Here is a 17,940-nt window from a genome sequence, read left to right as displayed (position 1 = left end):
GACTCGCCTTCACCCATAGACGAGCCTCCAGAGCGCCCCGAGGGTGATGAGCATACCGACGACGGTGTTGATGACGGGGTACCACCAGTACGCCCGGTCCACGTCGACGCCGGCGGCGACGATGCCGAAGACGACGACCGGATAGGCCGCCAAGAGCGCGCCGAGGCGGGGGTCGACCGCGGCGAAGGCGACGGCGGCGAGCGCCCACGTCGCGGCGCAGTACCAGTAGGTCCGGCGCTCGCCCAGGGCCGTCGCAGTCGTCCGAATCCCGGCCTCGCGGTCGGGTTCGATGTCGGGAATCGCGGAGAACGTGTGCATCCCCATCGTCCAGAGCCACGCGCCCGCGACGGCGAGCATCGGGGGGTTCGACCCCGAGACGGCCGCGTAGGCGGCGACGCCCGGCAGGACGTACAGCCCGTTCGACACCGAGTCGAGAAGCGGCGTCGTCTTGAACCGAAGCGGCGGCGCGCTGTACTCGACGGCGAGGAAGAAGTGCGCGGCGAGCCACGGCCACGCCACCCGCGGAACGAGCGCGAACAGGCCGAGTCCGAGCAGGCCGCTGGCGGCGACGACGGCGGTGTTCACGGGGTCGCCGCGCCAGCGGGCCTCGCGGTCGTCCTTCTTGGGATTCGCCTCGTCCACGTCGGCGTCGAACACGTCGTTGACGCCGTAGAGAAAGACGTTCGCGGGGACGAGGAAGTACGCGAACAGGGCGAGCGGTTCGAGGCCGAACAGGTCGCTCGGGGCGCTCGCGGCGGCCGCGACGCCGACGACGACGGGGCCGGCGAGATAGAGCCAGAATCGGGGGCGCGAGAGGACCGCGAGGTAGACGAGGCGGTCCCGCAGACCGGTGTCTGTTCGTCCGTCGCCCTCTCGTTCGCCGTCGTCAGCGTCTCCGGTCTCGGTCTGTGCGGCCATGTCGGCGCTCACCTCGCGTCGTCGGCCATCTCCTCGACGGTGAGCTGGCCGCTGATGAGACACATCGGGACGCCGATGCCCGGCGTGGTGAACGAGCCGGTGAAGTAGAGGCCGTCGACCGCCTCGGAGCCGTGCGGCGGGCGGAGCAGCGCCGTCTGGAACAGCGTGTGCGCGAGACCGAGGGCGGTGCCCTGCGTGCTGTTGTAGCGCTCCTTGAAGTCGTTCACGCAGAACGACTCCTCGACGACGATTCTGTCGCGCAGGTCGACGCCGGTGTTGTCGGCGATGTCGTCGAGGACGAGATCGCGGTACGACTCGCGCTGTTCGGGCGTGTCCTCCAGTCCGGCCGCGATTGGGACGAGCGCGAACAGGTTGCTGTGGCCCTCGGGTGCGACCGAGTCGTCGGTCTTCGACGGCACACAGAGGTAGTACGCGGGGTCGTCGGGCCACGACGGGTCGTCGAATATCGTCTCGAAGTGGTCGTCCCAGTCGGTGGGGAGGACGAGCGTGTGGTGGGCGAGTTCGTCCACGTCGCCCTCGACGCCGAGGTAGAGCAGGAACGCCGAGGGGGCGTACGTTCGGGAGTCCCAGTAGTCGGCGTCGTACTGGCGCTTTCTCTCCGGGAGGAGTTCCTGTTCGGTGTGGGCGTAGTCGGCGTCGGAGACGACCTGGTCGCAGAGGAACTCGCGGCCGTCCTCGGTGCGGACGGCGAAGCCGCCGCGGCGACCGGCGATTTCGGCGACGGGCGAGTCGGTGTGGAACTCGACGCCCAACTCCTCTGCGAGGTCGACGATGGCGTCGACGACGCCCGCGAGGCCGCCGTCGGGGTAGTAGACGCCCATGTTGAAGTCGACGTGGCTCATGAGGTTGTAGAGCGCGGGCGTGTTGTTCGGCGCGCCGCCGAGGAACACCAGCGTGTACTGCATTATCTGCTGGAGCTTCGGGTGGTCGAAGTAGTTCTCGACGTGGTCCTGCATCGAGCCGACGAGCGACAGCCCCCACGAGTACCGGAACACGTCGAGGTCGATGTAGTCGGTGAGGTCCGGGCGGTCGGTGTAGACGAAGTGTTCCATCCCGATGCGGTAGTTCCGCTCGGCCTTCCGGAGGTAGTCGTCGAGCCTGTCGCCAGCGCCGGGTTCGTACGACTCGAAGGTGGCCTTGTTGGCCGCCACGTCGGGGAGCATGTCCACGCGGTCGCCGTCCTTGAAGAAGATGCGGTAGTGCGGGTCGAGCCGCGTCAGTCCGTAGTAGTCCTCGGGCCGCTTGCCGAAGTAGGCGAAGAATCGCTCGAACACGTCGGGCATGAGGTACCACGACGGCCCCATGTCGAACCGGAAGCCGTCGCGTTCGAGCGTGCTGGCTCGGCCGCCGAGCTGTTCGTTCTTCTCCAACAGCGTCACGTCGGCGCCGGCGTCGGCGAGGTAGCACGCTGTGGAGAGACCGCCGAAGCCGCCGCCGACGACGACGACGGACTCCCCGGCGAGGGAGTCGAGAGCCGAGACAGAATTCATGTCCGTTCGTACGGACGTAGAGGGGATAAATCGACTGACCGAACCGACCGCCGACGGGGGGTAGCTTTAGGCTCGGTCCCTCCTTACGGCCCCGCATGAACGACACCACCGCGGTGGTCACGGGTGCGAGTTCCGGCATCGGCGCGGCGGTCGCGCGCGCCCTCGGTCGCGCCGGCTGTCGTCGACGACATCGAGGGCGGCGGCGGCACCGCCAGCGCCGTCCGCGCCGACGTGCGCGACGAACTCGACATGGAGCGCCTGATGGAGACGGCGGCCCGCTCCGGCGGGGAAATCGACGTGCTCGTCGCCAACGCCGCCGTCGCCCACGGGACGCCCGGCGAGATGCCCGCGCCCGAGGAGTCCTACGCGGCGTTCGACGACACCCTCCGAACGAACGTCCGCGGCGTCTTCGCGGCGGTCAAAGAGGCGCTCCCGCACATGGCCGACGACGGGCGAATCCTCGTCCCCTCCGGCTCCGTCGCCCGCGAGGCGAAGCCCGGAATGGGCGCGTACGCCGTCTCCAAGGCGGCCGCCGAGGCGCTCGTTCGGCAGTTCGCCGCCGACTGCGACCGGACCGTGACGGTCGTCGACCCCGGCCTCGTCGCCACCGACCTCACCGGCGGACAGGGCCGCGACCCCGACGACGTGGCCGACCTGTTCGTCTGGGCGGCGACCGACGCCGACCCCGCCGAGTTCGACGGCGATATCGCGGACCTCAAGGCGTGGAAGCGGGCGACGCGCTGAGGTCTCTCGCCGTTTCGACCCCCGCGCTCCGCCGGAACCGCGCCCCTTATTAATCCGAACCATTTCGTTCATAATATGAACCGTTCGACGGCCATCGGCGCGGGGAGCGTCGTGGCGCTCGTCGCGCTCTCCGGGTACGCCGCGAGCGCCGAGGCGTGGGACCTGCTTATCGTCTCGTGGGCCGCTTTCGGCGCGATGGCGTTCGCCGCGCCGCTCGGCGCGCGGAGTCGGGCCGAACACGCCGAGGGACTCGTGTGGGGCTACGGCCTCGCCAGCGGCGCGATGGTGACGAGCGCCGCGGTGTTTCTGGTCCCGCAGGCGCTCGGTCACCACCCCCAGTTCGGCGGCTTCGGCATCGCGTTCGGTATCCTCACTGGCTTCGCCGCCCATACCGTCGGCCATCGATTCGCCCACATGGACTTGCCTATCGACCGCACCGTGGCGGAGCTCTCGGCACACGCGGTCTCCGCGGGCGCGATTATCGGCATCGTCTACGGCAACATCGACGTGGGCGTCGGTCTCGGCCTCGCCATCGTCTCGCACAAGGGCCCGGCCGGTTACGCCGCCGCCCGCCGGCTCTCGGGACAGGACCGGTCGGTCGCGCCGTTGCTCCTCCCCGCGGCGGGCCTCGGCATCGCCGCCATCGTCTCCAGCGCCGTGTCGCTCCCGGCGACCGACGCCTTCCGCGGCCTCGTCTTCGGCTTCGCCTCCGGCGTGTTCCTCCACGTCGCCATGGACTTCCTCCCGCGCTGTGAAATCGGGAGCGAGATTCACGAACTCCTGTCTGTCGAAGACGGCCACGCTCACGAGATTCTCGACCGCCTCAGGTTCCACGCCGCGCTGAGCACCGCCGTCGGCGGCCTCGCCGTCTTCGCCGCGTGGCTGGCGCTCAGTTGATCGGGTCCCGACGAATCGACTACTCGTCGGCCGGGCCGAGGTAGCCCCACGCGAGCAGTCGGTCGCCGTCGCCGCTTATCCACCGCTCCCCGATGTCGTCTCGGTAGTACAGGTTCGGGATGACGATGTCGTCGACGCGGTCGTACGCCTGTCTTCTCGCCTCCTGCATCGTCTCGCCCTTGCCGGTGACGACGAGCGGGATACCGCTCTCACCGGCGGCGCGCCACTGCCCGTCGACGAGCTTCGCGTCCTCGATGTGGACGCCCTCGCGGCTGTCGGTCTCGAAGACGACCGCCGCGTTCCGCGAGTTCTCGTCGTAGGTCTTCTCGTCGGTGAAGGGGAACGGCGGCAGGACGATGCGGACCGCGATTTGGAAGCCGTTGTGGACCGAGAGGTCGGGGTCGTTGCCGTGGGCGAGGTCGTAGAAGAACTGCGCGGTCGACGACTCGAACGACTCCTCTTGGAGCGTAATCGTCGGGTAGCCGAACCGCGGGGTGAACTCCAGCGGTGAGATGCCGTGTTCGTTGACGATGCAGTTGATGTCGATGCTCCCGACGTAGCCCTCCGCGGCGAGCCACGGTTCGAGCCGGCCCAGCGTCTCCTCGAACAGCCGATTCCGCCCGGCCCAGAACATCGACGTGCCCATCTCGCCGGTCGAGGGGCCGATGTTGCCCGGAAACAGCTTCTTGTGCTCGAAGTTGAAGTTCACCGGGTCGACGAACGTCTCCCCGTTGAAGAAGCCGCAGACCGCGATTTCGACGCCCTCGACCTTCCGCTGGAGCTGAAAGCCCTTCATCCGGTGGCCCCACGCCTCCTTATACGCGCGGAGCACCTCGACCACGTCGCTGCCGTCGTCCTCGTTGCCGACGTAGAGCAGGCGCTTCACGTTCTGGACCTCTCCGAGCGGCTTGATGACGTAGGGCGCGCGGTTCCGCCGGACGTACTCGATTCCCTCGTCGAAGTCGCGGAAGACGCGCTGTTCGACCGTGTTGACGCCGTGTTCTTCGAGCACCTCCATCGCGTAGCCGCGATCCTCTTCGAGACGGTCGGTGTTCGGCGTCCCGCCGACGACGGCGTGTCCCTCCTCGCGGAGTTCCTGCGCCAGCGCGCCGGTCCCGATGTCGGAGCCGACCCAGATGTCGTCGAAGACGACGACGTCGGCCCAGTCGACCTCCGCGCGCCAGTCGTCGGTCTTCGGGACGAAGCCGTCGCCGATTTCCCTGTCGCGCTCGGCCTCGATGTAGTACCGCACGTCGTGGCCCTCCCTGTGGACCTGCCACGCGAGGTCGGTGATGAGCGCGGCGTCCGCCGACACGAAGAGGAAGTTCATAGCCGACGACTCGGGCGGCGGCCTGAAAACTGTGTGGTGGTGAGCTACCCCTCGGCGCGGCTCAGTCGCTCGTCAGCCGGCGAAGCTGGACGGAGACGCCGAGCGCCGCCCCGAGGAGCAACACGAGGTTGAACGCCGCTTGGAACGGCGCGCGGTACTCGGGGTTCACCCACGTCGTGATGGTCTGACTCGCGTTGAGGTAGAACTGTAGCGCCGCGATGAGCGCGAGCAACAGCAGTCCCGCGAGGACCGCGTAGTCGAGGTAGCGGCGCATCCGCTCCGCGAACTCGCGGTTCTCGCTTTCCTCGTCGTCGGCCGGGTCCGTGGGCTCTCGAAGCCTGTCCACGCCGGTCGCGTCGTCGTCGGCCGTCGGTGGCTCGTCGGTCGTCGACCGCTCCGTCTCCGTCCGCGTCTCGTCGCTCATTGCGACCACCTCCGGGCGACGAAGACGGCCGCGAGCAGTCCCACGACCGCCAGTATCGGGCCGAAGCCGGGTGCCGACGAGGAGGTCTCGACGGGTTCGTTGTCGGTCTCTCGCGGCGCGTCGCCGCCGTCGCCGTTCTCGAAGTCTTCGACGCGGAGTTCCACGTCCTCTCTGGTCTGGTTCACGCTAATCGTCCTCGTTGGGTTCAGGTTCGCCGCGCCGCGAGCGGTGTCGATGACGACTCCGTCGCGGAGCAACACGGCGTCGATGTAGTAGTTGTAGTCGTTCGGCACGCTCGCCGACGCGTCCACCGTCTCGGTCCGACCGGCCTCGATGGTCCCCGCGTCGACCGTCGTCCGGGAGGCGACGATGTTGGACTCGGCCTGCCGGAGGACGAACAGCACCGAGAGCTCCTCGGCCGGGTCGTCGCCGGCGTTCGTCAGCGTCGCCGTCAGGTCGAGCGTCGTCCGGTCCTCGCCGGTCTCCGCGATGGCGAACGACACCGGCGGGAGCGCCTCGCTGTCGGTGAACGAGGTGGTCGACCGGAGGTACGGCGGCTTGATGGCCGAGACGCCGCGGACGCTCTTTCGCGCCTCGTCGACCCGCTCGTCGTCGCTGTAGAGGACGACCTCGACGTCGTAGCCGCCCTCGCGGGGCACCGTGAGGTTGGTCGTCGTCGCCGTCTCACCGTCCTTCGAGAGCGTCCCGACGTCGAGTTCCTGCGTCGTCGTCAGCAGTCCCGACTCGGCGTCGACGGCGCGGACGAGCACGCTCACGTTCTCCGTCGGGTTGCCTCGGTGGTCGATTCGCGTCTCGATTTCGAGCGTGACCGTCTCCCCCGTCGCCTCCCCGGCCGCGATGGAGACGCCGGCGACGTCCACCGGGCCGGGACGGACGGGCCCGTCGTCGGTCGGGTCCGCGACGACCCCCGGAACGACGGCGGCGGCGACGAGCGCCACGACGACGACGCCGACCGCCCCGGCGGTGAGGAGGGCGTTTCTTTCCATACCCGAGTGACATTTACGATCCGGTATATGTTTTGTCCCCGATGGGTTCGGAGAGCGGCTGACGTGCCGGCGACGACACGGTTTCAGGAATCCGCCCGCCGGCGGGAGTGTCTCGGCGGGGGGGAACACACGCTTTGGCTCCGGAGCGCGTATCTGTACTGCTATGTCGAAGGCGATGCAGCAGGCGACGTGTTCGTGCGGGTTCAGCGTGACCTCGGAGAACAGAAACGAGGTGGTGAAAGTGATTCAGGGACACGCCCACGACGAACACGGGAAAGCGATGACGAGAGACGACGTGCTGGCGATGATGCGGCCGGCCTGACGAGCGCGGTCGGGCGTGGATTTTTATAGGACGGCGTAGCGATATGGGGCATGGCAACATACGTTATCGGGACGAACTCGGTCCACACGAGCGCCGAAGTCTGCGACTATCTCTCGCGGCGAATCGACGCCGGCGACGTGCTCCACGTCGTCAACTCCCACCGCGGCGGCGACGAGACCGACAGCGAGGACGTCCGCGACGGCGAGGACGCCCTGAACGTCGTGACGTCTCGGCTCGGCGACCTCGTGGACGTGGAGACCCACCAGTACATCCGCGGCAACGACGCCGCCGACGACATCCTCCAGTGCGCCGACGAACAGGACGCCGACGAAATCGTCATCGGCATCCGAAAGCGCAATCCGACCTCGAAAATCGTCTTCGGGAGCACGGCACAGGACGTGCTTTTGAACTCGAACATCCCGATGGCGGTCGTCCCGCTGGAAAAAGTCTGATCGTCGCGTCCGAAGTCGCCCGCGGCCGCGCTAGTCTCCGGCTCGGTACTCGACGAGTTCCATCTCGAACGCCGGAGTTTCGTCGCCCTCCTCCTCGTAGAACGCCACGTAGCCCGGCAGCGGGCTCTCCGGCGTGACGCAGCTCTCCCAGAAGACGCTGCCGTTCGTCCGGACGACGAAGTTCGCACATTCGAGGCCGGCGTAGGTCGATAGCGCTTCGACCTCGAAGCTCACGGTCCCGTTCGCGCCCGAGGACTCCCAGCTGTCGCCGACGCTGAGAGTCTCGCCGTCGACGCCGCTGTAGTACGGCGAGTCGAACCCGAGGGTGGCGACCGACCCCGACGGGCTTCCGGCGAGTTCGCCGTACACCTCGTCCGGCGGCGCGGTCACGGTCTGCTCGCTCGTCCCGTTTGGCGTGACCAGTCTCGTCCGAACCGTCACCTCGTCGTCGGTCGCGGAGACGACCTCCCACTCGTAGGTGGCGGTGCCGTCGATGTTCGAGCTCTCGATGTCGTAGCGGTAGTACTGCCCGGTCCGGTACTGCTGGTCCCACGTCCCGTTAAACGTGACCGAGGAGCGTTCTGCGGCGGCGTCACCGCTCTGGTCGGTCGACTCGGCGGCGGCCGTCGTCGCGTCCGTCGCCGGTTCGGTCGCGGTCGTGGCGTCGCCGCCGACGCCGCCCCCGCACCCGGCGAGGAGAATCATGACTGCGGCGAGGAGCACTCGCGCTGCTTTGGGTTGCATACAGGACACGAGAGACCACCCGGGGTCATAATAGACACGTCAGACGGCGCACCGCGGCGGAACGGGCGGGGGCGACCCGGTCAGTTGTCGTCGTCGGCTTCGAGCACCTTCTCGGCGAGCGTCGGCACGAACGTTCCGATGTCCGTGACCATGCCGATGGCCTGCGAGGAGCCGCGGTCGAGCAGTTGCGTGACGGTCGCGGGGTTGATGTCCACGCAGACGGTCTTGGCCGTCGAGGGCAGGCAGTTGCCGACGGCGACCGAGTGCAGGAGCGTCGAGAGCATGAGCACCATGTCGGCGCGGTGGGCCTGCTCGCGGATGGCGTTCTGCGCCTCGATGGTGTCGGTGATGGTGTCCGGCAGCGGGCCGTCGTCCCGAATCGACCCCGCGAGGACGTACGGCACGTCGTGTTTCACGCACTCGTACATCACGCCCGATTCGATGAGTCCCTCCTCGACCGCCTCGGCGATGCCGCCGGCGCGGATGACCTCGCTTATCGTGTAGATGTGGTGTTTGTGGCCCTTCCGGGGGTGTTCCATCGTCTCCATGTCCATCCCGAGGGAGGTGCCGTACAGCCCGCGCTCGATGTCGTGGGTGGCGAAGCCGTTGCCGGCCGAAATCATGTCCACGTAGCCCTCGCGGACGAGGTCGGCGAGGGCGTCGCCGCCGCCCGAATGGATGAGCGCCGGCCCGGCGACGACGAGGACGTTCCCGCCGTCTGCCTTGGTCTCGCGGAGCGCGTCGGCGACCTCGCCGATGAGCGACTCCGAGGGGCGCTCCGAGGAGACGCCGCCCTGCATGAACCCGAAGGGGCCGGAGGAATCGCGGGGGCGCTCCGGCGGCTTGACGCGAATCCCCGCCTCGTCGGTGACGACGAGGTCGCCCTCCTCGATGCCGTTGAGGACCTTCGTGTAGGCGCGCGGGCCGTCGTCGGTCTCCTCGACGACTATCGCGCAGTCCATCTCGATATTCTCGACCGGGAGCCACTCGCCGCGATACCGAACGTCGGTCGGGTGGTTCGTCGTCGAGTAAAATCCCACGGGGACGACCCGGTCGGCCGGCGAGGCCTCGACGCGGGCGTCGACGGGGTCCGTGAGGTTCGCGCCGATCTGGTGGAGCTCGTGCAGTATCTCCTGGAGCGTCTCGCGGTCGCCCGCGGTCACCGACATCCGGCAGTAGGACGGCTCGTCTTTCTGCCGCCCGACGTCGAACTGCTCGACGTCGAAGTCGCCGCCGAGGTCCATCACGATACCCATGGCCTGTTGCATCATCCCCGAGTCGATGATGTGGCCGTCGAGTTCGACCGTGCGCGTGAACGTCATCGACGGAGAGACGAGAACGGTGGCAAAGTGGGTTACGGACGCACGGACCAGACGACGCGGAGAAAAAGACGGATTCGGACGTTCGGGACGGGCTCAGAGGAAGAAGCTCTTGAACGTGTTGGCGACGGTCCAGACGACCTGGTCGACGGGGTGTCCGCGCTCGCCGTTGACGCGGATGCGGTCGTCGGAGAGGGCGCTTCGCACCTCGGACATCGGCTCCGGCGACTCGGCGATGGTTTCGAGCGTCCCTCGGTCCGTCGTGATTCGGGTCGACGCCTCGCTGTCGGGGCCGGTCGACAGGTCTTCGATTCGCATGTCGTCTCGCACCGACGCCGAGAACACCCGGGTCTCGCCCCCGTCTTCGACGTAGACGTTCACCGTCCGCCCCGCGACGAGACTCCGGGCGAACGAGACGTCTAACTCTTCGATGTTGTCGTTGTACAGCGCGACCCCCTCTTCGAGAAGCCGCTGTGTGTCAGCGTCGCTCGGCGTCTCCGACTCCTGTGCGAACGCCGGCGCGGACGCGCCCCCCGCGACGAGCGCGACGACGAGTAACAACGAGACGAGACGGGTGGATGTGGACATTTCTATGCAGTATAGGCCGGGTGAGGACATAATGGTTCGCGCGAGGATTCAACGGATTGACGACTTCCGTCAGCGAACCGTTCGGAGGAACGACAGGAGGTGGCCGAACGTCTGTTCGAACGCCCGGTCGTAGTGGTCGAAGTGGCCCGCGGGGAGTTCGACCAGCGTCGCGTCCGAAAGCTCGTCCGCGAGGTCGGCGACCGCGTCGGCGGGTGCGAGGTCGTCGCGCGTCCCGGCGACGAGGAGGGCCGGACAGGTGAGCGCCCCGGGGTCCGGAAGCGCCCGGTACCGGAGCAACGAGAGGAACAGCCGCGCAGGCGTCTCGTCGCGCCACGCGCTCCCCGGCGGCACGAGGTCGCGGTAGGCGGCGCGCACGCCGGGGTCTTCGAAGACGGCCATCGACGACCCGTCGCCGACGACGGGGACGCGATGCGGGCCGACGAACCGCGACTGGAGTCTGTCCCGGACGCCGGCCGCGAGTGCGGCGAGCGTGCCCTTGACGCCGCGACCGCGCGTGACCGCCTTCCCGTCGAGCATCGGGTTCTGGGCGACGACGGCGGCCACACGGCCGTCTTCGGCCGCCGCGCGGAGAGCGTAGCCGCCGGAGAGCCCCGCGCCCCAGAGCACGAGCGAGCGCGAGTCCACCTCGTCGCGCTCGCGGAGGCCGGAGAGCGCCGCGTGCCAGTCGGCCACCTGCGCGTCGGGCGCGACGAGGTTCCGGGGCTCGCCGTCGGAGTCGCCGGTGTTCCGATAGTCGAAGAGGAACGCCGCGTAGCCCGCCTCGGCCAGCCGCTCCGCGTAGGTGCGGAGGCCGAAGCGACGCTCCGCGGCGAGTTCGCCGGCCATGACGACCACCGGCGGCGACTCGACGCCGTCAGGGCGATAGAGCCAGCCCGCGCAGTTCGTCCCCCCGCTGTCGAACGTCAGCGAAACCCGGGAGTACTCGAAGTGCGAGGGTCGACGCGGGCCGCGCGCGGCCGGCGGCTCACCGCGGTGTCGCCACGCGCTCACGCGTCGCCCCCCTCGTAGAGGCTGTCGAGGACGCGCTCGGACAGCTCCTCGTCGTCCAGCGCGTAGTCGTTGTACGCGCGAATCCAGTCGGCTTCGAGCGTCCACGTCGCCTGCACGTCGCCCTCGCTTCGAAGGACCGTCGCCTCGACGGTCCTCGGTTCGAACTCGTCGTCTTGGGCGAGGTCGAGGAAGGCCGTGACCGCCCGGCCGACTTCGCCGTGGTCGGGTTCGACGTCGGGGAACGCCGTGAGATAGGTCAGCGAGACGGAGTCGTCGAGCGAGACGGACTCGACGCTGATGCCGTTGCCGCGGAGCGCCTCCTCGACGGCGGCCGCCGGTTCGAGGTCGTTCATACCACGGGCTACGACTGCCGGCGGCTAAACGTTTGCCGCGAGACAGGACGCTCGCCCGTCTCGGTTCGACACGTGTTACCGCGTGTCGTCAGTCCGCGCTCGCGTCGGTCCGGCGGAGCGCGTCGCGGAGCGAAAACAGCGGCTCGATGTCGCCGGCGGCGTAGTCGACGAGGAGCCGAGTGAGTTCGGCGTGCGTCCGCGTGTGGTCGAGCCCCGCGACGACGCCCTCGACGTAGGCCTCCCCCAGCGCCTCGCCGACGTGCGCCCCCTTGACGTGGCCGTCCTCGACGCCGAGGCGTTTGAGGTAGCCCGCCGGGAGGTCGTAGTCGTCGTACCAGACGGTCGGCTGGTCGACGCCGGCTTCCTCGCACGCCTTCCACAGCGCCGGGATGTCGCGGTTCGCCCGGACCGCACCCGGGTACGCCTCGGCGGCGAGCGTCCCGAGGTCGAGGTGGTCGGCGAACAGCGCGTCGATTCGCCGCGGCGCGTCCGCCCAGACGCCGGCGTCGGCGACGCGGTCGGCCCACGCGCGGAGGTGGTGTTCGTCGAAGTACTCGCCGTTGTAGGTGACGACGCCCCCGCCGCGGGCCTCGCACCACTCGACGACTCGCCGGAGGAGGTCGGCGGTGTGGGCGAGCGACCAGTCGCCGTCGCGGAGGAGCACCTCGACTTCGACCTCGGGGTCGGCGTCAGTGACGCCGTCGCCGACGCGGTGGCCCAGCCCGACCGCGACCAACTCGAAGTCGTCGGTGTCTCGGAAGTCGCTCGGCGGGCCGTTCGGGCTGGCCGTCTCGATATCGACCGCGAGTCGCCCCTCGTGCATACCCCGACTGTCCCCCGCCGGGAGTCAAAAGTGACCGGATTGCCGACGGCGCGGGCGGCGTCCGTCGAGGCGGGCGCGCCGCTATCCAGTCGAGCGCGGTAAAAATGAAGTGTTGTAGAAGTGACGTTCGCCGCGGCGCGCGGCGGCCGTCGAGCGCGTCGGCCCTCGCTATTCGGAGCCGAACATGTTGCGCATCATCGGGTGCATCTCCATGAGCTGTTCCTCCGCGATCTCCTCGTACAGCTTGTACGTGATGGAGACCGTGAGGAGCAGCCCCGTCCCGGAGACTGCACCGATGGTGCCGAGCATGTTCGCCATGACGGCGAGCAGGCCGACGAGCGCGCCACCGATGACGGTCACCTGCGGGATGTACCGCTCCATGACCTTCTCGATGACCTGCGGGTTGCGTCGGAACCCGGGAATCTGCATCCCGGAGTTCTGAATCTGTCGCGCGGTCGATTCCGGACCCATGCCCGTCGTCTCGACCCAGAAGATCGCGAACACCGCGCCACCGACGATCATGAAGACCAGGTCGATGAGCACGCGGATGGCGATGTCGAGCGGGTCGGCCGACGTGAGGCCGAGGAACCACATCCAGTCGGAGCGCGACTGGATGGGCGCGAGGTAGTAGAACAGGCCACCGGTGACCTGTCCGCCCGTGTACTGGCCGAGCCACGTGGGCATGCCGACCCACGAGTTGTTGAGGATGCGCCCGAGGAACTGGATGTTCGCCTGCAGGGCGCGAACGAGGATCATCGGCAGGACGCTCGCGTAGATGAGCTTCACTGGGAAGCGACCGCGAGCGCCCTTCACGCGGGCGTGCGAGAGGGGAATCTCGACGCGGACGCTCTCGGCGTAGACGACGATGCCGAAGATGAGAAGCGTCGTGATGAGCGCGAGCAGCTGTCCCTGACCGAGGAAGATCGTCGACAGCAGGTCTCTCGGCGAGGCCGGCAGTTCGATGGCACCGGTGACGATACCGATCCACGTCGGGAACAGCCCCGACGTGCCGCCGAGACCCTGCCAGCTGAACAGCCCACCGACGAGCTGCTGGCTGACGCCGGCGATAATGAACAGGCCGACGCCGGAGCCGACGCCCCACTTACTGACGATTTCGTCCATGAACAGGATGAGGACGCCGCCGACGGCGATCTGCGCGAAGATGAGACTCCGAACGCCGAACGTCCCGATGCCGAGCGACGTCGCTACGGCCTGGTCGGCCGGCAGGAAGTTGCCGGCGAACACCATCGGCAGCCCCGTCAGGCAGATCATGACTCCGACGAGGAGCTTCTGGAGGCCCTGATAGAGGACCTGATCGCGCGGGTTGTTGTCCGTGTCGAGCCCGAGCAGGTCAGCACCGCCGAGCAGTTGCAGGACGATGCTCGCCGTGACGATGGGGCCGATGCCCAGTTGGAGCACCGAGCCCTGCTGGCCGGCCAGGATGGACCGGAACTGACCGAACAGGTCGTTCGCGGTCGCGGCGTCGAGGCCGAACAGCGTCACGTTCGTCAGGAAGAAGTACAAGACGAGGATGCCGCCGGTCCACCCGAGCTTCCGGCGGAACGGGACGTGTCCCTCCGGTCGGGCGACTGCGGGCATCCGCGAAAGCACTGGTTCGGCGGCGTCCTTCCATCCCATGATTTATTCCTCGTCGTCTTCGTCGGCGTCGGCCGATTCCTCGGCCTCGGCCGCTTCTTCAGCGCGTTCGGAGAGTTCGGCGTCGCCGCCTGCCTCTTCGATGAGTTCGACGGCACCGGCCGTGAAGGCGTCGGCGACGACGTGCAGTTCGTTGCGGACCTGCCCGCCGCCGAGCACCTTCACGACGTCCGCTTCCCAGCCGTCCTCGGCCACGTCGCGGGCGTCGATGGTGTAGGTGTCGCCGTCCTTCTCGGCGACTCCGTCGGCCGCGAGGAGCGCCGCGTCCTCGTCGAGCTTCTGGATCTTGACTTCGGCGACGTCGTCCTGCAGGACGTCCGGTCGCTTGAAGCCGTGCTTGCCGAGCGGCTCGTAGTTGTGGAACTCGTGTTTGTCGCGTCCGGCGCGGCCGCGACCGCCGCGGTGACCGGCGCCACGCCGGTTCTTGTGGGTACCGCCGCTGTGCGTGCGCGAGCCGCGCTGTCGTCGCTTCTTGGACGTCATCGCATGTCCTCCAGGAGCTCGTCGATCTGTTCGGTGCTGTGCTTTCCGAGCTGACCGCCTTCCTTGGTGACGTGCTTCTGTCCGCGGTGGCCGCCGCGCGGCGGGTGCAGACGGAGCACGGGGGAGACGCCCTGCGCTCGCAGCGTCGTCTCCTCGTCGACGATGGCCTGCGCGAGCGCGGCCACGTCGTCGTAGTCGGTGTTCTCGGAGACCCACTCGTCGGTGATGTCGGCGTCGCCCTCCTCGGGCTCGGCGCGCGTGCTGATGAGGGTCTCGACGACGTCGACGCTCGGCTCACCGTGCGCGACGAAGTCGTTGACCTTCGAGATCATCCCGCGGTAGGCGTCGGTCTCCGGCACGAACGTCGCGTGGTTCACGCGGTGGATGTTGAGCATCGAGAGCGTGTCGCGGACGTCCTGTGCGATGTTGACCTCACCGCGAAGCTGAACGATAGCCTGCATTATTCGCGCACCTCCTGACGGACTTCGCGAGCGCGCCGCGGCGTGCGGGACTGCGACGCGTTCTTGAGCGCGTTGTAGGTCGCCTTCGCGAGGTTGACCGTGGTTCGGGTGTTCCCGTCGCTCTTGGTCCAGGCGTCCTGGATACCGGCGAGTTCGAGGATGTTGCGAACGGTCTCTGCGGCCGCGAGGCCGAGGCCCTGCGGAGCGGGGATGATGCGGACCGTCACGGAGCCGGCCTTCCCCTCCGCCTTGCGCGAGAGGGAGTTGAGGCCGCCTGCGCGGTCTTCCCACGACCCCGAGCCGCGGTCCACCTTGATGATGTTCAGTTTCGCCACCTCGATGGCTTTCTGGATGGCACCGCCGACCTGGTCGTCGCGGGCCTCAGCGTAGCCGAGGTAGCCGTCACGGTTCCCGACTGCGACGACACACCGGAACTTCACCCGGCGGCCGGAGTCGGTCATGCGCTGGACCATGTTGATGTCGAGCACCTCGTCGTCCAGTCCGGGAAGGAGCTGGTCGACGAGCTGGGGTTCCTTGAGCGGAAGTCCCGTCTCGAGCGCCTGGTCCATCGACGTGACGTCGCCGTTCTGCACCATGCGGCCGAGCCGCGTTCGCGGCTCCCAGCCGTTGTTATTTCTGCTCATTCGTCCTCCTGAAGGTTCCCGAGCACTTCGTCGAAGTGGTCGGGGAGGTTCGTGGCATCGAAGTCTCCACTGTAGAGCGGCTCGTCGAGCTGCTCCGCGTACTCGGCGATGTGGACACCGCGGTTGCGGTCCCAATCAGCGAGTACTGTGTCGTTGTGGGGGATTTCGAGGCCAGCGTCGATAGCACCCTCCTGCACCGCGAAGACCTTGTTACCGGGCGTGGCCGTGTTGAGGCCGATGTCGAGGACCGCTTCCTCGACGCCGGCGGCCAGCGCCCGCTTACCTGCCAGATACCCCGTGAGGTACGCGCTCGGGAGGTTGCCCGTGGGGGCTTCCCAGCCGTACTCGTCGAGGTCGGCAGAGGTCGCTGCAGCGTGGGTCTCGTCGCCCTGCGGGCCCGGAGTGACCAGCTGCGCCCTGACGTGCTTGTTGCTCACGCGAGCAACGAGGCGGGGCTTGCCCGATTTCAGCAGGCGCAACCTTTGATGGTAATCGGTCCGGACTTCGCGGCGACGCCGCATCGGAACCTTGTATCGTGGTCCGGTCGCCATTATTGAATCTCCACCTGGTAGTTGTTCTGAATGTACGCTTCGAGCCGGTCCACGCTATCGAATTCGCCACCGGACGCCTTGTTGTAGAGCGAGCGGTACTGGGAACGGTCGAGCGTTCCGTCCTCGCGAAGCTCCTTCAGGCGACGGCGCTGGGCGCGGATTCGGCTGACCCATGCGTCTTTCTTGTTCTGTCGAGCGCCGGAACGGCCCTTGCGGGAGCCGGCACCCTTGCGGTGACCGTAGGAACGCTTGGCGGCGCGCTCGCGTGCGCGACCCTTCGAGTTGCCCTTGGCGTCCTTGGCGCGAATCGTTCCCTCGTCGACGAGTTCACGGATGTCTTCGCGCGTGATGGCCTCCGCGATTTCGGCCTGTTCCTCGGGGTCGAACCAAACTCGACCCTTGCCGACGTCGAGGACGTCGGCCGCCATTCGCTTCTGCGCTTTGAGGTCCGTCATCAGTTGTCCACCTCGACTTCGACGTAGGTGGGGTTGAGGACGCGAATCTCGCGGTCCTCACACGCTTCCTCGATGCGCTCGCGCTTGCGCGCGCCGACCGAGGAGGCGATGCGAACTGCCTGCGTATCGCCGTCGATGCCTTCGAGGTCGTCCGTGTTGAACACGCGGACCTCCTCGAAGCCCGACGGGTGAAGGCCGCGGGCGGCCTTCGGCGTGCGGTAGCCCGCCTCGACCTTGGGGCCCTTGCCCTTGATGCCGATACGCTGCTTGGAGAGACCACCACGGGGGCGACGCCACGACGTGGGCGTGCGCTTCTTCTTGTGGTAGTCCTGCCGGTTGAACTGCGGCTTGCCCTCGCGGCGCTTCTGCGCCAGGGCCTCCGCGGTTTCGTCGTCGAGCTGGGGCTTCTTGTCCGCGTGACCGCGGGGCTGAAGCTCCGTCTCGACCTCTTCGGCTTCCTCTTCCTCAGGCTCGGCTTCGGACTCGTCTTCGACTTCGGCCTCGGCCTCGTCGGAGACCTCGAGGCCACCGACGTCGGCTTTGATACGCGCGGCGAGCGCGTTCCCGATGCCGTCGGCCCCGGCCAGTTCGGACTGGCTCGCGGCCTGTACGTCGTCGACGCTCTCGAAGCCGGCTTCGCGGAGCGCGTCGGCCTTCGACGGGCCGACGCCGCTGATGTCTTCGAGTTCGGTGATTTCTTCCGACATTAGGCATCACCAGTCTGCGGTTTCTGGGTGATGTACACGCCGTCGGTGAACACGCGAGTGTCCTTGTCCTTGACGCGGGTGAGTTGTTCGATGTCGGCGGCGGTCTGCCCGACGTCCTCCTTGTTGGAGCCCGTCAGGGTGAGTTCTTCGCCGTCGACCTGTACGTCCGTGTCGCCGCGAATCTGCGCTCGTCGCGGGGACTTCTCGCCGAGGAAGTTCTTGATGACCACGTCGCTCCCTTCGACGCTAACCTGCATCGGGAAGTGAGCGTAGTGGACTTCCATCTTGTACTCCCACCCCTCGGTCGCGCCGTGAAGCATGTTGTTCACGTGGCTCTCGAAGGTACCGATGGTCGCGTTGGTCTTCGCGTTCTCGACGTCGCTCTCGATGACGATAGCGTCGTCTTCGGCGGAGACCGAGACGTTCGGGTACCAGAGGCGCTTGGTGACGCTTCCGTTGGGGCCCTCGATGGTGAGCTCGAGGTTCTTGACCTCGGCGGATACCTCGTCCGGGATTTCGATTTCTATTCGGCTCATTGTT

General features: G+C 67.8%; 22 protein-coding genes and 1 pseudogene. 4 read left to right on the top strand and 19 right to left on the bottom strand.

Annotation, left to right across the window (positions count from 1 at the left end; all coding sequences use genetic code 11):
- Positions 1-9 precede the first annotated feature (9 nt).
- Together BN996_RS17925 and BN996_RS17920 are read right to left on the bottom strand one after the other, a co-directional pair.
- Positions 10-930: a prenyltransferase gene (locus tag BN996_RS17925; protein ID WP_089781356.1), complete on the bottom strand. Its 921-nt coding sequence runs from the start codon at positions 928-930 to the stop codon at positions 10-12.
- On the bottom strand, positions 927-2,429 hold the full coding sequence (locus BN996_RS17920; RefSeq protein ID WP_089781354.1) for a phytoene desaturase family protein: 1,503 nt from the start codon (positions 2,427-2,429) through the stop codon (positions 927-929). Before BN996_RS17920 ends, BN996_RS17925 begins: the two co-directional genes overlap by 4 nt.
- 95 nt (positions 2,430-2,524) lie before the next feature.
- Here BN996_RS17920 and BN996_RS17915 point away from each other — a divergent pair.
- A pseudogene (locus BN996_RS17915) lies at positions 2,525-3,173 on the top strand (SDR family NAD(P)-dependent oxidoreductase).
- Positions 3,174-3,248: 75 nt separating this feature from the next.
- Entirely contained in the window at positions 3,249-4,070 is an 822-nt protein-coding gene (locus tag BN996_RS17910; RefSeq protein ID WP_089781352.1) for a ZIP family metal transporter, read from the top strand.
- Positions 4,071-4,089: 19 nt separating this feature from the next.
- Here the strand turns inward: BN996_RS17910 and BN996_RS17905 are convergent, their stop codons facing one another.
- The 3 genes from BN996_RS17905 to BN996_RS17895 form a co-directional block, all read right to left on the bottom strand.
- The gene (locus BN996_RS17905) at positions 4,090-5,400 is read right to left on the bottom strand and encodes a phosphoribosylamine--glycine ligase (RefSeq protein WP_089781350.1); all 1,311 of its coding nucleotides are present in this window, start codon (positions 5,398-5,400) and stop codon (positions 4,090-4,092) included.
- Positions 5,401-5,461: 61 nt separating this feature from the next.
- A complete protein-coding gene (locus BN996_RS17900; protein WP_394326176.1) occupies positions 5,462-5,824 on the bottom strand; it encodes a DUF8060 family membrane protein in 363 nt (120 codons plus the stop codon).
- Complete coding sequence (locus tag BN996_RS17895; RefSeq protein WP_089781345.1) at positions 5,821-6,831, bottom strand: DUF7490 domain-containing protein; 1,011 nt, start codon at positions 6,829-6,831, stop codon at positions 5,821-5,823. The genes BN996_RS17900 and BN996_RS17895 overlap by 4 nt, the downstream gene beginning before the upstream one ends.
- Positions 6,832-6,994: 163 nt before the next feature.
- On the opposite strand from BN996_RS17895, the gene BN996_RS17890 reads away from it, so the two are divergent.
- Both BN996_RS17890 and BN996_RS17885 read left to right on the top strand, forming a co-directional pair.
- The gene (locus tag BN996_RS17890) at positions 6,995-7,153 is read left to right on the top strand and encodes a DUF1059 domain-containing protein (RefSeq protein WP_089781343.1); all 159 of its coding nucleotides are present in this window, start codon (positions 6,995-6,997) and stop codon (positions 7,151-7,153) included.
- A gap of 50 nt (positions 7,154-7,203) precedes the next feature.
- Positions 7,204-7,605 (top strand): universal stress protein, encoded by a 402-nt coding sequence (locus BN996_RS17885; protein WP_089781340.1) that lies wholly within the window; start codon positions 7,204-7,206, stop codon positions 7,603-7,605.
- A gap of 30 nt (positions 7,606-7,635) precedes the next feature.
- Here BN996_RS17885 and BN996_RS17880 read toward each other — a convergent pair whose 3' ends face one another.
- From BN996_RS17880 to BN996_RS17815, 14 genes are all read right to left on the bottom strand, one after another.
- Positions 7,636-8,328: a hypothetical protein gene (locus BN996_RS17880; RefSeq protein WP_089781733.1), complete on the bottom strand. Its 693-nt coding sequence runs from the start codon at positions 8,326-8,328 to the stop codon at positions 7,636-7,638.
- Between the two features lie 101 nt (positions 8,329-8,429).
- The gene (locus BN996_RS17875; protein ID WP_089781338.1) at positions 8,430-9,671 is read right to left on the bottom strand and encodes an ornithine cyclodeaminase, nickel-pincer nucleotide-dependent; all 1,242 of its coding nucleotides are present in this window, start codon (positions 9,669-9,671) and stop codon (positions 8,430-8,432) included.
- A 93-nt stretch (positions 9,672-9,764) separates the two neighbouring features.
- Positions 9,765-10,256: a hypothetical protein gene (locus tag BN996_RS17870; protein WP_089781336.1), complete on the bottom strand. Its 492-nt coding sequence runs from the start codon at positions 10,254-10,256 to the stop codon at positions 9,765-9,767.
- A gap of 69 nt (positions 10,257-10,325) precedes the next feature.
- Complete coding sequence (locus BN996_RS17865) at positions 10,326-11,267, bottom strand: alpha/beta hydrolase (protein WP_089781334.1); 942 nt, start codon at positions 11,265-11,267, stop codon at positions 10,326-10,328.
- Positions 11,264-11,620, bottom strand: coding sequence for a DUF8159 domain-containing protein (locus BN996_RS17860; protein ID WP_089781332.1), 357 nt, complete (start codon positions 11,618-11,620; stop codon positions 11,264-11,266). Before BN996_RS17860 ends, BN996_RS17865 begins: the two co-directional genes overlap by 4 nt.
- Before the next feature lie 88 nt (positions 11,621-11,708).
- Positions 11,709-12,443 (bottom strand): hypothetical protein, encoded by a 735-nt coding sequence (locus BN996_RS17855; protein ID WP_089781330.1) that lies wholly within the window; start codon positions 12,441-12,443, stop codon positions 11,709-11,711.
- A gap of 168 nt (positions 12,444-12,611) precedes the next feature.
- Complete coding sequence (gene secY / locus BN996_RS17850; RefSeq protein ID WP_089781328.1) at positions 12,612-14,081, bottom strand: preprotein translocase subunit SecY; 1,470 nt, start codon at positions 14,079-14,081, stop codon at positions 12,612-12,614.
- Between the two features lie 3 nt (positions 14,082-14,084).
- Entirely contained in the window at positions 14,085-14,582 is a 498-nt protein-coding gene (locus tag BN996_RS17845; RefSeq protein ID WP_089781326.1) for an uL15m family ribosomal protein, read from the bottom strand.
- The gene (locus tag BN996_RS17840) at positions 14,579-15,043 is read right to left on the bottom strand and encodes a 50S ribosomal protein L30 (protein WP_089781324.1); all 465 of its coding nucleotides are present in this window, start codon (positions 15,041-15,043) and stop codon (positions 14,579-14,581) included. Before BN996_RS17840 ends, BN996_RS17845 begins: the two co-directional genes overlap by 4 nt.
- Entirely contained in the window at positions 15,043-15,687 is a 645-nt protein-coding gene (locus BN996_RS17835) for a 30S ribosomal protein S5 (protein WP_049920563.1), read from the bottom strand. Before BN996_RS17835 ends, BN996_RS17840 begins: the two co-directional genes overlap by 1 nt.
- Positions 15,684-16,238: a 50S ribosomal protein L18 gene (locus BN996_RS17830; RefSeq protein WP_089781322.1), complete on the bottom strand. Its 555-nt coding sequence runs from the start codon at positions 16,236-16,238 to the stop codon at positions 15,684-15,686. Before BN996_RS17830 ends, BN996_RS17835 begins: the two co-directional genes overlap by 4 nt.
- Positions 16,238-16,693 (bottom strand): 50S ribosomal protein L19e, encoded by a 456-nt coding sequence (locus tag BN996_RS17825; protein WP_008095301.1) that lies wholly within the window; start codon positions 16,691-16,693, stop codon positions 16,238-16,240. Before BN996_RS17825 ends, BN996_RS17830 begins: the two co-directional genes overlap by 1 nt.
- The gene (locus BN996_RS17820; RefSeq protein WP_089781320.1) at positions 16,693-17,400 is read right to left on the bottom strand and encodes a 50S ribosomal protein L32e; all 708 of its coding nucleotides are present in this window, start codon (positions 17,398-17,400) and stop codon (positions 16,693-16,695) included. The genes BN996_RS17825 and BN996_RS17820 overlap by 1 nt, the downstream gene beginning before the upstream one ends.
- Positions 17,400-17,936 carry a 50S ribosomal protein L6 gene (locus BN996_RS17815; protein WP_004974940.1) on the bottom strand — a complete coding sequence of 179 codons (537 nt, stop codon included), beginning with the start codon at positions 17,934-17,936 and terminating at the stop codon, positions 17,400-17,402. Before BN996_RS17815 ends, BN996_RS17820 begins: the two co-directional genes overlap by 1 nt.
- Positions 17,937-17,940 lie beyond the last annotated feature (4 nt).

Source organism: Haloferax massiliensis (assembly GCF_001368915.1).
Lineage (GTDB): Archaea > Halobacteriota > Halobacteria > Halobacteriales > Haloferacaceae > Haloferax > Haloferax massiliensis.
This window is presented reverse-complemented; position numbering and strand designations above follow the sequence as displayed.

Bases quoted from the DNA above. Each gene is read 5' to 3' on its own strand.
- BN996_RS17920 (WP_089781354.1), bottom strand. From the start codon at position 2,429: ATGAATTCTGTCTCGGCTCTCGACTCCCTCGCCGGGGAGTCCGTCGTC.
- BN996_RS17910 (WP_089781352.1), top strand. From the start codon at position 3,249: ATGAACCGTTCGACGGCCATCGGCGCGGGGAGCGTCGTGGCGCTCGTC.
- BN996_RS17905 (WP_089781350.1), bottom strand. From the start codon at position 5,400: ATGAACTTCCTCTTCGTGTCGGCGGACGCCGCGCTCATCACCGACCTC.
- BN996_RS17900 (WP_394326176.1), bottom strand. From the start codon at position 5,824: ATGAGCGACGAGACGCGGACGGAGACGGAGCGGTCGACGACCGACGAG.
- BN996_RS17895 (WP_089781345.1), bottom strand. From the start codon at position 6,831: ATGGAAAGAAACGCCCTCCTCACCGCCGGGGCGGTCGGCGTCGTCGTC.
- BN996_RS17890 (WP_089781343.1), top strand. From the start codon at position 6,995: ATGTCGAAGGCGATGCAGCAGGCGACGTGTTCGTGCGGGTTCAGCGTG.
- BN996_RS17885 (WP_089781340.1), top strand. From the start codon at position 7,204: ATGGCAACATACGTTATCGGGACGAACTCGGTCCACACGAGCGCCGAA.
- BN996_RS17875 (WP_089781338.1), bottom strand. From the start codon at position 9,671: ATGACGTTCACGCGCACGGTCGAACTCGACGGCCACATCATCGACTCG.
- BN996_RS17870 (WP_089781336.1), bottom strand. From the start codon at position 10,256: ATGTCCACATCCACCCGTCTCGTCTCGTTGTTACTCGTCGTCGCGCTC.
- BN996_RS17860 (WP_089781332.1), bottom strand. From the start codon at position 11,620: ATGAACGACCTCGAACCGGCGGCCGCCGTCGAGGAGGCGCTCCGCGGC.
- BN996_RS17855 (WP_089781330.1), bottom strand. From the start codon at position 12,443: ATGCACGAGGGGCGACTCGCGGTCGATATCGAGACGGCCAGCCCGAAC.
- secY (WP_089781328.1), bottom strand. From the start codon at position 14,081: ATGGGATGGAAGGACGCCGCCGAACCAGTGCTTTCGCGGATGCCCGCA.
- BN996_RS17845 (WP_089781326.1), bottom strand. From the start codon at position 14,582: ATGACGTCCAAGAAGCGACGACAGCGCGGCTCGCGCACGCACAGCGGC.
- BN996_RS17840 (WP_089781324.1), bottom strand. From the start codon at position 15,043: ATGCAGGCTATCGTTCAGCTTCGCGGTGAGGTCAACATCGCACAGGAC.
- BN996_RS17835 (WP_049920563.1), bottom strand. From the start codon at position 15,687: ATGAGCAGAAATAACAACGGCTGGGAGCCGCGAACGCGGCTCGGCCGC.
- BN996_RS17830 (WP_089781322.1), bottom strand. From the start codon at position 16,238: ATGGCGACCGGACCACGATACAAGGTTCCGATGCGGCGTCGCCGCGAA.
- BN996_RS17825 (WP_008095301.1), bottom strand. From the start codon at position 16,693: ATGACGGACCTCAAAGCGCAGAAGCGAATGGCGGCCGACGTCCTCGAC.
- BN996_RS17820 (WP_089781320.1), bottom strand. From the start codon at position 17,400: ATGTCGGAAGAAATCACCGAACTCGAAGACATCAGCGGCGTCGGCCCG.
- BN996_RS17815 (WP_004974940.1), bottom strand. From the start codon at position 17,936: ATGAGCCGAATAGAAATCGAAATCCCGGACGAGGTATCCGCCGAGGTC.